At 63.8% G+C, this 13,500-nt stretch carries 12 protein-coding genes and 1 tRNA gene; 7 read left to right on the top strand and 6 right to left on the bottom strand.

Going from position 1 to position 13,500, the window contains the following annotated elements; genetic code table 11:
* The 3 genes from AB4136_RS12720 to AB4136_RS12710 are packed head-to-tail and all read left to right on the top strand — an operon-like array spanning window position 1 to window position 3,687.
* Window positions 1-1,164: an amino acid ABC transporter permease gene (locus AB4136_RS12720; protein ID WP_024925176.1), complete on the top strand. Its 1,164-nt coding sequence runs from the start codon at window positions 1-3 to the stop codon at window positions 1,162-1,164.
* Window positions 1,165-1,166: 2 nt separating this feature from the next.
* A complete protein-coding gene (locus AB4136_RS12715; RefSeq protein WP_024925177.1) occupies window positions 1,167-2,249 on the top strand; it encodes an amino acid ABC transporter permease in 1,083 nt (360 codons plus the stop codon).
* Window positions 2,242-3,687: an amidohydrolase family protein gene (locus tag AB4136_RS12710; protein ID WP_024925178.1), complete on the top strand. Its 1,446-nt coding sequence runs from the start codon at window positions 2,242-2,244 to the stop codon at window positions 3,685-3,687. The genes AB4136_RS12715 and AB4136_RS12710 overlap by 8 nt, the downstream gene beginning before the upstream one ends.
* A gap of 169 nt (window positions 3,688-3,856) precedes the next feature.
* Here AB4136_RS12710 and AB4136_RS12705 read toward each other — a convergent pair.
* Window positions 3,857-3,931 (bottom strand) — tRNA-Gln (locus AB4136_RS12705).
* Between the two features lie 221 nt (window positions 3,932-4,152).
* Complete coding sequence (locus AB4136_RS12700; protein WP_024925179.1) at window positions 4,153-4,497, bottom strand: VOC family protein; 345 nt, start codon at window positions 4,495-4,497, stop codon at window positions 4,153-4,155.
* 369 nt (window positions 4,498-4,866) lie between these two features.
* Between AB4136_RS12700 and ppdK the strand changes: the two genes are divergently transcribed.
* Together ppdK and AB4136_RS12690 are read left to right on the top strand one after the other, a co-directional pair.
* Window positions 4,867-7,530 carry a pyruvate, phosphate dikinase gene (ppdK, locus tag AB4136_RS12695; protein WP_024925180.1) on the top strand — a complete coding sequence of 888 codons (2,664 nt, stop codon included), beginning with the start codon at window positions 4,867-4,869 and terminating at the stop codon, window positions 7,528-7,530.
* 93 nt (window positions 7,531-7,623) lie between these two features.
* A complete protein-coding gene (locus AB4136_RS12690; protein ID WP_024925181.1) occupies window positions 7,624-8,379 on the top strand; it encodes a polysaccharide deacetylase family protein in 756 nt (251 codons plus the stop codon).
* Window positions 8,380-8,470: 91 nt separating this feature from the next.
* Here the strand turns inward: AB4136_RS12690 and AB4136_RS12685 are convergent, their stop codons facing one another.
* Window positions 8,471-8,959 carry a RidA family protein gene (locus AB4136_RS12685; RefSeq protein ID WP_024925182.1) on the bottom strand — a complete coding sequence of 163 codons (489 nt, stop codon included), beginning with the start codon at window positions 8,957-8,959 and terminating at the stop codon, window positions 8,471-8,473.
* Between the two features lie 196 nt (window positions 8,960-9,155).
* Here AB4136_RS12685 and AB4136_RS12680 point away from each other — a divergent pair, with 196 nt between their 5' ends.
* Window positions 9,156-9,857: a TetR/AcrR family transcriptional regulator gene (locus AB4136_RS12680; RefSeq protein ID WP_024925183.1), complete on the top strand. Its 702-nt coding sequence runs from the start codon at window positions 9,156-9,158 to the stop codon at window positions 9,855-9,857.
* Between the two features lie 64 nt (window positions 9,858-9,921).
* Here AB4136_RS12680 and AB4136_RS12675 read toward each other — a convergent pair whose 3' ends face one another.
* The 3 genes from AB4136_RS12675 to AB4136_RS12665 all read right to left on the bottom strand — a co-directional run bounded on the left by AB4136_RS12675 (window position 9,922) and on the right by AB4136_RS12665 (window position 11,639).
* On the bottom strand, window positions 9,922-10,467 hold the full coding sequence (locus AB4136_RS12675) for a glutathione S-transferase family protein (RefSeq protein ID WP_051504852.1): 546 nt from the start codon (window positions 10,465-10,467) through the stop codon (window positions 9,922-9,924).
* Between the two features lie 340 nt (window positions 10,468-10,807).
* Entirely contained in the window at window positions 10,808-11,191 is a 384-nt protein-coding gene (locus tag AB4136_RS12670) for a DUF427 domain-containing protein (RefSeq protein ID WP_024925184.1), read from the bottom strand.
* Window positions 11,192-11,282: 91 nt separating this feature from the next.
* A complete protein-coding gene (locus AB4136_RS12665; protein WP_024925185.1) occupies window positions 11,283-11,639 on the bottom strand; it encodes a hypothetical protein in 357 nt (118 codons plus the stop codon).
* A gap of 194 nt (window positions 11,640-11,833) precedes the next feature.
* Here AB4136_RS12665 and AB4136_RS12660 point away from each other — a divergent pair, with 194 nt between their 5' ends.
* Window positions 11,834-13,462, top strand: coding sequence for a fatty-acid--CoA ligase (locus tag AB4136_RS12660; protein ID WP_024925186.1), 1,629 nt, complete (start codon window positions 11,834-11,836; stop codon window positions 13,460-13,462).
* Window positions 13,463-13,500: the final 38 nt, after the last annotated feature.

Raw genomic sequence — 13,500 nt, 5'->3', positions numbered from 1 at the left:
GTGACGACCGTGCTGACAGGATTGCTGCGTGACCAGCGCGTTCGCGAATGGAGCTACCAGCTTCTGTGTGTAGGCGCCGTACTGGCGGTCGCCTGGTATTTGTTCGACAACGCGCTCACCAACCTGTCCAAGCAGGATATCGCGACCGGTTTCGGCTATCTCGGCCGCGAGGCCGGTTTCATCATCAGCGATACGCCGATCGCCTATGAGCCGACCGATACCTATGGCCGCGCGCTGCTGGTCGGCATCCTCAACACGGTCAAGGTCGCTCTCTTGGCGACCATATTGGCAACCATCATCGGCGTCGCCGTCGGCGTGGCTCGGCTTTCGAAGAACCCGCTTTTGGCGCGGCTGATGCTTGCCTATGTCGAAGCGCTGCGCAACGTGCCGCTGCTGCTCTACCTCTTCCTCTGGTATGCGGTCATCATCTTCACGCTGCCGCCGGTCAAGCAGGCGGTCATGCTTTTGCCGGGCGTCTTCATCTCCAACAGCGGTCTCGTCGTTCCGGCCATGGTCTGGAAGTCCGGCTTCTGGGAAGTCGCGGCGGCGCTGGGCGTTGGCTTCGCAGCCGCCATCACCTGGCAATTTTATGTGCGGCGCACCCGCATCGCCACCGGCGAGGCGCTGCCGGGCTGGCCGCTGGCGCTGCTTTTTCTCGTCATTCCGCTCGCCGGCGTTCTCGCCTTCGGCAATGCCGACTGGACCTTCGATCCGCCGGTGCTTGGCCGCTTCCGCCTGACCGGCGGTTCGCATCTCAAGCCGGAATTCGTTGCGCTGCTGATCGGGCTGACGCTCGGCGCCTCGGCCAGCATCGCCGAAATCGTGCGCAGCGGCATCCTGTCGATCGGGCGCGGCCAGAGCGAGGCGGCGGCGGCGCTCGGCCTCTCGCAGGGGCGTATCATGCGCCTCGTCGTCCTGCCGCAGGCGTTCCGGGTGATCGTGCCACCGCTCACCAACATCTACCTCACCACCTTCAAGAACAGCTCGCTGGCGATCGCCATCGGCTACCCGGACCTGGTGATGGTGTCGAACACCATCATGAACCAGACCGGCCAGGCGATCGAGCCGATCGCGCTGTTCATGCTGGTCTATCTGGTGCTGTCGATCGCCATCTCGCTCATCATGAACTGGTACAATGCGCGTGTTGCGTTGAAGGAGCGTTGAGCATGAGCGATCCGCTTGCAACGCAGCCCATGCTGGCGCCGGCGGCCCCCGGCGGGCGCTGGCTGAAGGTCTATTTCGGCACGCCGGGCAATACGGCGATCACCGTCGTCTGCGCGATCCTGATCGGCCTCGCCTTGAAGGTGGCGCTGACCTGGCTGCTCATCAACGCCGTCTTCATCGGCTCGCCTGCCGATTGCAAGGCGGGCAGCGGCGCCTGCTGGCCCTATCTCGCGGCGAAACTGCGTTACATGCTGTTCGGTGTCTACCCGATGGAGGAGCAATGGCGTCCGCTGGTCGCGGTGTTGATCTTCCTCGGCGCGCTGGCCGTTTCGGGCGCGCCGCGCTTCTGGGGCCGCAGGCTGCTTCTCGCCTGGTTGGTACTGATGCCAGTGCTCTATCTGCTCGTGGCTGGCGGCGCGCTCGGGCTGGCTGCGGTGCCGACCTCGCAATGGGGCGGTCTGCCGCTCTCCTTCATGCTGTCTTTTGTCGGCCTGGTCTGCGCCCTGCCGCTCGGCGTCATGCTGGCGCTGGGCCGCAGTTCCAACCTGCCGGCGATCCGTGTGCTGTCGATTTTCTTCATCGAGCTGGTGCGCGGCGTGCCGCTGGTCAGCGTGCTGTTCATGGCATCGGTGATGCTGCCGCTGTTCATGCCGCAGGGTGTCACCATCGACAAGCTGCTGCGGGCGCAAGTGGCGATCATCCTGTTCGCCGCCGCCTATATCGCAGAGGTCGTGCGCGCCGGCCTGCAGGCGCTGCCCAAGGGCCAGACCGAGGCGGCGCAGGCGCTCGGCCTGCACTATTGGCAATATACGTTCTTGGTGGTCATCCCCCAGGCATTGAAGACGGTGATCCCGCCGCTGGTCTCGCTGTTCATCGGCTTCTTCCAGGACACGACGCTGGTCACCATTGTCGGCCTGCTCGATTTCCTCAACACCGTGCGCACCGCGCTGCGCGACCCTAACTGGCAAGGCATCGCCGTGCTGGAAGGCTATCTGTTCGCCGCCGTCGTGTATTTCCTCTTCAGCGCCCTGATGGGCAGCTACAGCCGCTTTCTCGAGAAACATTTCAGGATGGGTCATGACTGACAGCGTTACCGTTATTCGCGATGCGGAGACCATCGTCGGCTACGACCCGGCAAGCGACGGGCACGTCTATCTGTGCGGCGGCGACGTTGCCTTCAATGAGGCCGGGCTGCTCTGCGTTGGCGGACGGTACGAAGGGCCGGCCAGCACCGAACTGTCCGGCAAATCACGCATGGTCATGCCGGGGCTGGTTAACATCCATTGCCATTCGCATGACGAGCCGCTGGCCAAGAGTATTTTCGAGGATGCCGGCACCGCCGCCCTCTGGGGTCAGGCCATGTACGAATTCTCAAGCGTCCTCGATGGCGGCGATGACGCCCGCGCAGCCTGCCTGACCGTCATGCTGGGCGACCTCATGCGATCGGGCGCCACCACCATCCTCGACATTGCCGGCGCTCACGACATCTGGCTCGACATCGCGGCCAGAAGTGGTGCGCGGGCTTATCTAGCACCGGGTTTCCGCCAGGCCGGCTGGGTTGTGCGCGACAGCCACAAGCTCGACTATGAATGGAGCGACCAGGCCGGCCGCGACGCCTTCGTGCGTGCGCTGGACTTTGCCGAACGGGCTCGCGCGCATCCGAGCAGCCGGCTTGACGGCGTCGTGTCGCCCTCGCAGGTCGAGACCTGCCGGACCGACCTTCTGGTCGACGCGGCAGAGGAAGCGCGCAAGCGCGGCATGAAGATCACCGTCCATGCCGCCCAGACCATGGCCGAGCATGAGGAACTGTTACGCCGCACCGGACTGACCGCTGTGCAGTATCTCGACCGCCTCGGCGTGCTCGGCTCGGATGTCATCCTCGGTCATTGCATCTTTGCCGACCACCATTCCTGGACCCGGCAACGGACGCAAAACGATCTCGTCACGCTGGCCGAACGCGGCACCTCAGTCGCCCATTGCCCGGTCACCTTCGCCCGCAGCGGCATGGCGCTGGAGACGCTCGGCGCCTATCGCCGCGCCGGCGTCAATGTCGGCATCGGCACCGACAGCTATCCCTTCAACATGCTGGAGGAAATGCGGCAGGCGCTGATCTGTTCGCGGCTGGGGGGCAAGTCCGTCTTCGACATCACGACCGGCGATGTCTTCGATGCCGCGACGCTCGCTGGCGCGCGCGCGCTCGGGCGCTCCGACATCGGGCGCCTCGCCGTCGGCGCGAAAGCCGACCTCGTTGTCATAGACCTCGACACGCCGACCATGCGCCCGGTCTACGACCCGCTGCGCAGCCTGCTGCATTGCGCCGCTGAGCGGGCGGTCGAGCGTGTCTTCGTCGATGGACGTTGCGTGGTCGAGAACGGCAAGCCGTCCTTCATCGACTATGACGGCGCGATCCACGAACTGCAGCAACTGCAGGATTTTGCCTGCGCCAAAGCCGGCGGACTAGACAGCAAAGGCCGCGACATCTCCGCCATGGCGCCGCTGTCGCTACCGCTGGGAAGGGCTTGAGCCCGGAGGCGCTAGGCGCCGCGAAGCGAAGACGCGGCGCGGTGGGTTGAGTGACAGTCTGGCACGGCTGACGGTGAGGTGCGCGGACCTTGCCAGATCGCTGCGATTAGCTGCGCGTGGCAAGCTCGTGGGCCGCCAAGGTCGGGAAAATCAGGCATTCTTGAGAGTTTGGCTGGGGCGCCAGGATTCGAACCTGGGAATGTCGGTACCAAAAACCGATGCCTTACCGCTTGGCGACGCCCCAAGATCCGATTGCTTGAATCGGATGTGAGCGGCCTTATAGGCAGAGCCGCGCAAAAGTACAATCGACATTAAGCGACCGCGCGTCCTTTCGGACGCGTAGGAAAAGCTCCGTCGCTTCGACTTGGCGCATGCTCCAAAATCGGTTCCGATTTCGGATAAGGGATCGTGCGCTGGGTATCGTCGGCATGTTGAGCGGCGGAGCCGCGCCTGGCCAGACGCACGTTATTCGCCCCACACCGCCAGCTCGTTGCCGGCCGGGTCGGTGAAGTGGAAACGCCGGCCGCCCGGAAAAGAAAAGATCGGCTTGACGATCGTGCCGCCAGCGCTGGTGACGGCATTCAGCGTCTCTTCCAGCTTCTGCGAATAGAGCACCGGCAGCGGTTTTGCCGCAGCGGCCGTGGCATCGGCGTCGAAGCCGCCATCCAGTCCTTCGCTGAAGGCCGAATACGTCGGGCCATAGTCGGTGAACGACCACGAGAACGCGGCGCTGTAGAAGGCCTTGACGTTGTCCAGCTTGCCGCCGGTGGCCGGCATTTCAATATAGTCGAGCTTTCCTGTCTGCCGCATGATGGTTTCCTTGTTCTTGCTATGTTCTAGTCGATCGCGGGGAGAATGACAAGAATTCAAGCGGTTGGCGATATGAAGATAGTGCGTGCCCGTACTTTGGCGCTGATACCTTTCGCCGGCGCAGAGGTTATGCCCGCTGATTCCGCGGCCTTGCCGCGTAAGCAACCGGCGGCGATGCATCCCGCCACTCTTGTGGATAGGTCGGGTTGCCCGATTTCAGACACATCACCCACCCCTAAAATGGCTTAATCGATTGTAGGCGCCGGCCAAGGTTTCAAGCGCTTGCCTTTCGCAGCGCAGCATCCTAGGCAGGCCGCAAGGCTTACCCCGGGGCGAGGCCCCGCGGCGCAAACAGGCTGAGGAGCAAGCATGACCAAGTGGGTCTACACCTTTGGCGACGGAGCGGCCGAGGGCCGCGCTGGAGACAAGAATCTGCTGGGTGGCAAGGGTGCCAACCTGGCCGAGATGTGCAGCCTGGGGCTGCCGGTGCCTCCGGGCTTTACCATCACCGCCGAAGCCTGCACCCATTATTACGCCAACGACCGCGCCTATCCGGTGACACTCGAAGCCGATGTCGAGGAGGCGCTCGGCCATATCGGCCGCATCGCTGGCCGCCAATTCGGTGATCCCGGCCAGCTGCTCTTGGTTTCGGTGCGTTCGGGATCCCGCGCGTCCATGCCCGGCATGATGGACACCGTGCTCAATCTCGGCCTGAACGACGAGACGGTCGAGGCGCTGGCCGCCGATTCCGGCGACGCGCGGTTTGCCTATGACAGCTACCGCCGTTTCATCCAGATGTATTCCGACGTCGTCATGGGCCTCGACCACGAGGTCTTCGAGGAAATCCTGGAAGACCAGAAGGCCGGTCTCGGTTATGAGCTCGACACCGAGCTTTCGGCCATGGAATGGCAGGGCGTCATTTCCCTCTACAAGGCCAAGGTCGAGGAAGAATTGGGCCGGCCCTTCCCCCAGGACCCGCGCGAGCAATTGTGGGGCGCGGTCGGAGCAGTGTTCTCCAGCTGGATGAACACGCGCGCCATCACCTATCGCCGCCTGCACGACATTCCCGAAAGCTGGGGCACCGCCGTCAACGTGCAGGCGATGGTGTTCGGCAATATGGGCGAGACTTCGGCCACCGGCGTCGCCTTTACCCGCAATCCGTCCACCGGCGACAAGATGCTCTATGGCGAGTTCCTGGTGAACGCGCAGGGCGAGGATGTCGTTGCCGGCATCCGCACCCCGCAGAACATCACCGAGGCCGCCCGCATCGCCGCCGGCTCCGATAAGCCATCGCTGCAGAAGCTGATGCCCGAGGCCTTCGCCAGTTTCGTCGCCATTTCGAACCGGCTCGAAAAGCACTATCGCGACATGCAGGACCTCGAATTCACCATCGAGCGCGGCAAGCTGTGGATGCTGCAGACCCGTTCGGGCAAGCGCACCGCCAAGGCGGCGCTGAAGATCGCCGTCGACATGGCCACTGAAGGCCTGATCTCGAAGGAAGAGGCGGTCGCCCGCATCGATCCGGCTTCGCTCGACCAGTTGCTGCACCCGACCATCGACCCGAAGGCCGAGCGCCATGTCATCGGCATCGGCCTGCCGGCCTCGCCGGGGGCGGCGACCGGCGAGATCGTGTTCTCGTCGGACGATGCCGAGGAACTGAAGTCGCAGGGCCGCAAGGCCATCCTCGTTCGTGTCGAGACGAGCCCCGAGGACATCCACGGCATGCACGCCGCCGAGGGTATTCTGACCACGCGCGGCGGCATGACCAGTCATGCGGCGGTGGTGGCGCGCGGCATGGGCAAGCCGTGCGTGTCGGGCGCCGGCTCGCTGCGCGTCGATCACAAGACCGGCACGCTGATCGCGCTTGGCGCCGCCTTCAAGAAGGGTGACGTCATCACCATCGATGGCGGCAATGGCCAAGTGTTGAAGGGCTCGGTGCCGATGCTGCAGCCCGAACTGTCCGGCGATTTCGCCGCGATCATGGAATGGGCCGACGCCACGCGCCGCATGAAGGTGCGCACCAACGCCGAAACGCCGGCGGATGCCCGCATGGCGCGCTCCTTCGGCGCCGAGGGTATCGGTCTTTGCCGCACCGAGCACATGTTCTTCGACGGTGCCCGCATCATCGCCATGCGCGAGATGATCCTGGCCGACACGGAGAAGGACCGCCGAGCGGCGCTCGCCAAGCTGTTGCCGATGCAGCGCTCGGACTTCCTCGAGCTGTTCGAGATCATGGCCGGCCTGCCGGTGACCATTCGCCTGCTCGACCCGCCGCTGCACGAGTTCCTGCCCAAGACCGAGGAGGAGATCGCCGAGGTCGCCGCCGCCATGAACGTGCCGGCCGACAAGCTGCGCCAGCGCACCGAGGCATTGCACGAGTTCAACCCGATGCTCGGTCATCGCGGCTGCCGGCTCGCCGTCTCCTATCCTGAGATCGCCGAGATGCAGGCGCGCGCTATCTTCGAGGCGGCCGTCGAGGCCGGCCGCAAGGCGGGCGCGCTGGTGGTGCCCGAAATCATGGTGCCACTGGTCGGCATCGTGAAGGAGCTGGACTACGTCAAGACGCGCATCGACCAGGTGGCCAAGGCGGTGATGGCCGAGACCGGTGTCAAGATCGAGTATCTGACCGGCACGATGATCGAACTGCCGCGCGCGGCGATCCGCGCCCATGTCATCGCCGAGACGGCGGAATTCTTCTCCTTCGGCACCAACGACCTGACGCAGACCACTTTCGGCATCAGCCGCGACGACGCCGCATCCTTCCTCGAGACCTATCGCCAGAAGGGTATCATCGAGCAGGACCCGTTCGTGTCGCTGGACCGCGACGGCGTCGGCGAACTGGTGCGCATGGCCGCCGAAAAGGGCAGGGGTACAAGGCCTTCGATCAAGCTCGGCATCTGCGGCGAACATGGCGGCGACCCGGCCTCGATCCATTTCTGCGAGGAAGTCGGGCTGGACTACGTTTCCTGCTCGCCCTTCCGCGTGCCGATCGCCAGGCTGGCGGCGGCGCAGGCGGCGGTAGCTGGCAAGTAAGGCCGGTCAACTTCGCCTGATCGGGTGGCGGAGGTCACGAGATCGCCGCTTTCCGGCGCCAATGCGGGTTGAAACGAAACAACGGGAGCCGGGATGCGCCTGTTTTCCAGCGTTGCCCTGGCGGCCCTGCTTCTGGCGGGAGTCGCCTCGGCCAAGGACCAGGACCTCGTCGAGCCCACCCTGCGCATCGCGCCGGGCGGCAAGGCTTCGCCGCGTGTGGCACTGACCTTCGATGCCTGCATGGGCAAGACCGACCGGCGCATCCTCTCGACACTGATCGACAACCGCGTGCCGGCGACCATCTTCGTCACCAGCCGCTGGCTGAAGCGCAACAAGGACGTGCTGGCCGAAATGCAGGCGCATCCGGACCTGTTCGAGATCGAGGATCATGGCGCCACGCATGTGCCGGCGGTCGATCGGCCGGCCAGTATCTATGGCATCGCGGCTGCCGGTTCGCCTGACGCCGTAAAGGCGGAAGTGGAAGGCGGTGCCGCTGCCATCAAGGCTACCGGTGCCGTGGCGCCGCGTTGGTTCCGTGGCGCCACCGCCCGCTACAGCCCCTCGGCCATCGCGCAGATCCGCCAACTCGGCCTGCGCGTCGCCGGCTATTCGGTGAATGGCGACGGCGGCTCGCTGCTGGGTGCGGCGACCGCCCAGAAACGCATCGCCGCCGCGCATGATGGCGATGTCGTCATCGCTCACATCAACCAGCCGACCCATGCCGCCGGCGACGGTGTCGCCAAGGGCATCCTCGACCTCAAGGCGAAGGGCTTTTCCTTCGTCAAATTGTCCGACGTGCCGGCCGAAGGCTCGCACGGCACCACCGCGCAAACCGTGGCGGGGTACTGAGGGCCGCCTCCCGTTTCCTGCTAGTTTGCTTACAATTTCAGAGGCACGGGCCGACGGCGCCTCCGGAATTGAAAAGTGTGCCAGTTTCGGCCTAGTCGAGTACGGCCACGGCTTCCACCTCGAACAGCATGCCGTCGAGCGCCAGCTTCGGCACCGGGACCAGCGTCTGCGCCGGCAGCGCCGCGCCGAACATCTCCTGGACGTTCTGGGTCAGCACGCCAAGTTTGGACATGTCGTGATCGACCACGAAGATCGTGAGCTTGATGACCTGGTCCGGTTTCGCCCCGACGCCATCCAGCACGGTGCGCAGATTGGTATAGGCCTGTTTCACCTGAACCGCGAAATCGGGCGACAGCGTGCCGGTGCTGTCCATTCCGCCCTGGCCAGCGATGTAGGCAACCCGGCTTCCGGCGGGCGCGACGACGGCATGGCTGTAGCCGAACGGGGCGGGATCGTAGAGACCTTGCGGATTGACGATGGTCGGTTTCCGTCCGTTCTCGCTCGCCTTCGCGGCTGTGGGAACTCCTAGGGTCATGATGATCAGGCCTCCAATAAGCAGATTGTTGATTGTGCGTGACATGGTTTTCCCCTGGCTCCGCGGATTGCCGTAATAAGCCCTCGCGGCCGGTCTGGTTCATCTCCAACCTCGTCGTCCCGCGATTGACTCGTACGTTATACGAGTCATTATATGGTACAACGTACGAGTCAACCGTCCGGCATCGACATTCCTGACGTCGCCTGCCAAAAACAGAGGTTCCGATCAGCGAGGAAGACGGATGTCAGCCAAACCTAGCGGCGCCCGCAAAAACCGGTCTCCACGGACAAGTGCGCAGCCTCAGCCGGCGCAGGAGCCGCGTGGTGAACCGTCGCTTTCGCGCGAGCGTATCGTGGCGACGGCGGTGGAGTTGCTGGACGCCGCAGGGGTGGACGGATTGACGATGCGTGGGCTGGCCGATCGCCTTGGCTCGGGCGTAATGAGCCTGTATTGGCACGTCGACAACAAGGAGGATGTCTTCGATCTGGCGCTCGACGCGGTGCTTGACTATGGCGGACCGCCTGAAATCGTTGAATCTCGGGATTGGCGTGCGGAAGTCGCTCACATGCTCGAAGACTGGCGCGCGAACATGCTGCGCCATCCCTGGTCGGCGTCGCTGTTGCCGCGCCGGGCGCTCGGCCCGAATATCCTCGGTCGCTTGGAGCTCTTGAGCAGGACATTGTCCAAAGCCGGTGTGACGGACGCGGATTTGAACGCCGCGATATGGTCGCTTTGGAACTATGTGATGGGCGCCACCATCACCCGGGCGAGCTTCGGCCCATCGGACGACGACAGGGCCGCCGCGCAGCAGCGCCTGACACGTCTCGGCGAACGATACCCGACAATCGAACGCTCCCGCCTGCTGTTGGACGACGATTGGGACGGCACCTTCCGCAAGGGCCTCGACTTCCTGCTTGATGGCCTCGCGCCGCAGCGGAGTTAGTGGACAGAGATTGCCTCGCTATCAGCGAGGCCGGTATGTCGCTCGCACTTGGGATCTGCCCGGCCTATTTCCAGAGCGATATCCCTTCCTGGGACATGGCACGTTGCACGGCCGCGCGTGCTTCCAAGCGGCTGGCATGCGCGGTCCAGGCCGGATAGCCGTTGCGCATGTCGATGGCCATGCGGTTTCCCCACCGGTAGAAGACCAGCAGATAGGGGTCGACGACGGAGTAGCTGTCGCCCACCGCCCAGGTCCGGTCCATCAGCTTGGTTTCGATGAGTGTGAATGCCGAGAGCAGGTGCTCCTTGCCCTTGTTGACCAGGGGTTCGTACAGGGTCTCGTCTGGCAGGAAGAAATCGGGTCGCCAGACCATGCGAACCGCCACGGCGTGAACCGCGCTCGACAGCCAGTTGAACCACTCGACCGAGCGGACGATGCTCGGCGCATCGCTTCCCAATAGCCCCGCGTCGGGATTGGTGAGGCCAAGATGCAGGAGGATTGCCGGGGCTTCGGTGAGGTTGAAGTTCACGGCGAGCAGGACCGGGATACGCCCCTTCGGGTTCAGTCGGCGAAACTCCTCGGTTCTGGCTTCAGGATGCCCGGGCGACATCAGCGCCAGCGAATAGGACCGCCGATCTCTTCAAGCACGATGTGAGGCGCGAAGGAGCACGAACCTGGCGCGGCGTGGAGCGTGTAGTGCATATGCTTTCCCGGAATTCCTGTGTTCGAAGCCCCAGTATCGGCGGATATGCCGCGTCAGGTTGGGCCTCGGCGGACCTATCGGAAGAGCCAGGTCGCCGGCCGTGAATCGGTACCGTCGCGCAAGAAAAGGACCTTTTGCTGCTGGCCATTTTCGAAGTTGGATCAGGCCCGGGGTGGAAGTTGGCGCCGAAGAAGCGGTGCGTCCGCATGATCGCTGGGTTCGCAGCCGAGCGAGCCTCCTAGGTGGACTATGCCCCGCTTGTCCGGATATCGACCCGGTCGGGATAGAAAGCACCGTTGTCCTTGATGGCGAGCATCTCGTCATAAGGGTCCTGGTAGGCCCACATCACATCCCTGCACGTTTCGCCGCCAGCGCCGGCGCTCCAGTAGCTGGCGTCGCCCTTGTAGGGACAATGGGTCGAGGTGTCGCTCGGGGTCAGCGCATCGAAGCGGATGTCGGCGAAGGGCATGTAGAGCACCGGCGGATAGTTCGCTTCTTGCAAAAGTTGCGCACGGTCGGAGGTCGCAATCACCGCGCCGGCGAAACCGACGGTCACCGTACCCTGATAAGGTCTGACGGTGATGGTGTGGCCGGGATTGCGCTTGAAGCCGGGCGAGGGATTTCGGTCCATGAGGCACCTCCGTTGCTCAAGCCCAATATAGGGCAGGGCAGCGGGCCCAACCAGCAATGCAGCGACGCTGTCGCCGGCAGAGGCCTCGACCTTACGCGGCGACCTTCAACGCATCCATCAGCCCGGCATAGGCGGCGGCGATGCCGGCCACCGGGTTGTCGCTCTTGGATGCGGTTTCCACCTTTAGCGAGCCGCCTTGCGTCGGCAGCGACAAGAGCAGGAACTGCCGGCTCTCGCCTTCGCCGACCGAGGCGGCGGCGACATGCTCGTCGGTGCCGTTGTTGGCCACGCACATGCTGAACAGCAGTTTTCCGCCGACGGCTTCAAGCGCGCCATCTACCACGGAAGCAAAGTCTTCGGTGGAGACCGCCTTGGGCACCGACGTCAGTTCGCCGAGGCTTTCTTCAAGCGCGGATTCCAGGGCTTTATCGTCGATTTGCGGGTCCATGCGAACCTCATTCGTCTCGCCAATTGCGTCCCGCCGTCTCAAATCTATGCAGACTTTGGCCGACTTGACAATGGTAGAGGCAGATTCGCCCGGGTATTGGGCTTTTTGGGGTGTGCCACTGACCTTGCGGCACTATGGACTTTCCCGCAGTTCCTTCCACAATGCTGCAAAAAATACAGAAGAGGAGGAACCGCATGCTTGGACTGATGCAGCAATGGCCGCTGCTTTGCCACAAGATATTGGACAATGCCGCCACCCAGCACGGCAAGCGCGAGGTGGTTTCGCGCTCCTGCGAGGGGCCGATCGTGCGAACCACCTATGCCGAGATCAGGCAGCGCGCCCTAAAGGTGGCGCAGCGCCTGGATCGCGACGGTTTCCGGCTCGGCGACCGCATCGCCACGCTCGCCTGGAACACGGCCCGCCACATCGAGGCCTGGTACGGCATCATGGGCATCGGCGCCGTCTATCACACGCTCAATCCACGCCTGTTCCCCGAACAGCTCGTCTGGATCATGAATCACGCCGAGGATAGGGCGATCTTCGTCGACCTCACCTTCATGCCGCTGCTGGAAAAGATCGCCGGTTCGGTGACGTCGCTGAAGAAGGTGATCGTCCTGACCGACAGCGCGCACATGCCGGCAACGGCGCTGCCCAATGTCGTGGCCTATGAGGAGTGGCTGGCCGAAGCCGATGGTGATTTCCGCTGGGCAAGCTTCGACGAAAACACCGCCGCCGGCATGTGTTACACCTCCGGCACGACCGGCGACCCCAAGGGCGTCCTCTACAGCCATCGTTCCAATGTGCTGCACGCCATGATCGCGGCCATGCCCGACGCGATGGGCATCTCTTCACGCGCCGTCATCATGCCGGTGGTGCCGATGTTCCACGCCAATGCCTGGGGGCTCGGCCAGTCTGGCCCGATGATCGGCGCCAAGATGGTGATGCCCGGCGGCAAGATGGATGGCGCCTCCATCTATGAACTGCTCGACACCGAAAAGGTGAGTTTCACCGCAGCCGTGCCGACGGTGTGGCTGATGCTGCTGCAATATCTGGAGGAGACCGGCAAGAAGCTGCCCTATCTCGACAAGGTGGTGATCGGCGGTTCGGCCTGCCCGCGCGCCATCACCCAGAAATTCCAGGAAAACTACGATGTACAGGTCATCCACGCCTGGGGCATGACCGAGATGAGCCCGCTGGGCACGCTGGGTTCGCTGAAGCCGGAATATGTCGGCCTGACCGGCGAAGCGCGGCTCGACATTCAGCAGACCCAGGGTTTCGCGCCTTTCGGCGTCGAGATGAAGGTGACTGATGACAATGACAACGAGCATCCCTGGGACGGCAAGACCTTCGGCCGACTGAAGGTGCGCGGCCCGGCGGTGGCGCGCGCCTATTATGGCGGCGCGGGCACCGAACAATTCGACGCCGACGGTTGGTTCGACACCGGCGATGTCGCTCATATCGATCCCAACGGCTATATGCAGATCACCGACCGTGCCAAGGATGTCATCAAGTCCGGCGGCGAGTGGATTTCGACCATCGAGCTCGAAAACCTTGCGGTCAGTCATCCCGACATCGCCGAGGCGGCGGCGATCGGCGTGCGCCATTCCAAATGGGACGAGCGGCCGCTGCTGGTGGTGGTGAAGAAACCCGGCAAGGATCTGTCGAAGGACGAGATCCTCGGCTTCATGCAGGGCAAGATCGCCAAATGGTGGATGCCCGATGACGTCGCCTTCGTCGCCGAGATCCCGCACACGGCCACCGGCAAGATCCAGAAAAGCACGCTGCGCGCCCAGTTCCGCGACTATCGCCTGCCGACCGATTAGGCCACGACCTGGGGAGAATCGATCTCCCCGGAAAAGGC

This window comes from Mesorhizobium sp. 2RAF21 (genome assembly GCF_052115345.1).
GTDB lineage: Bacteria > Pseudomonadota > Alphaproteobacteria > Rhizobiales > Rhizobiaceae > Mesorhizobium > Mesorhizobium terrae.
The sequence above is the reverse complement of the archived record's forward strand: the minus strand, read 5'-3'. Positions and strand labels throughout refer to the sequence as shown.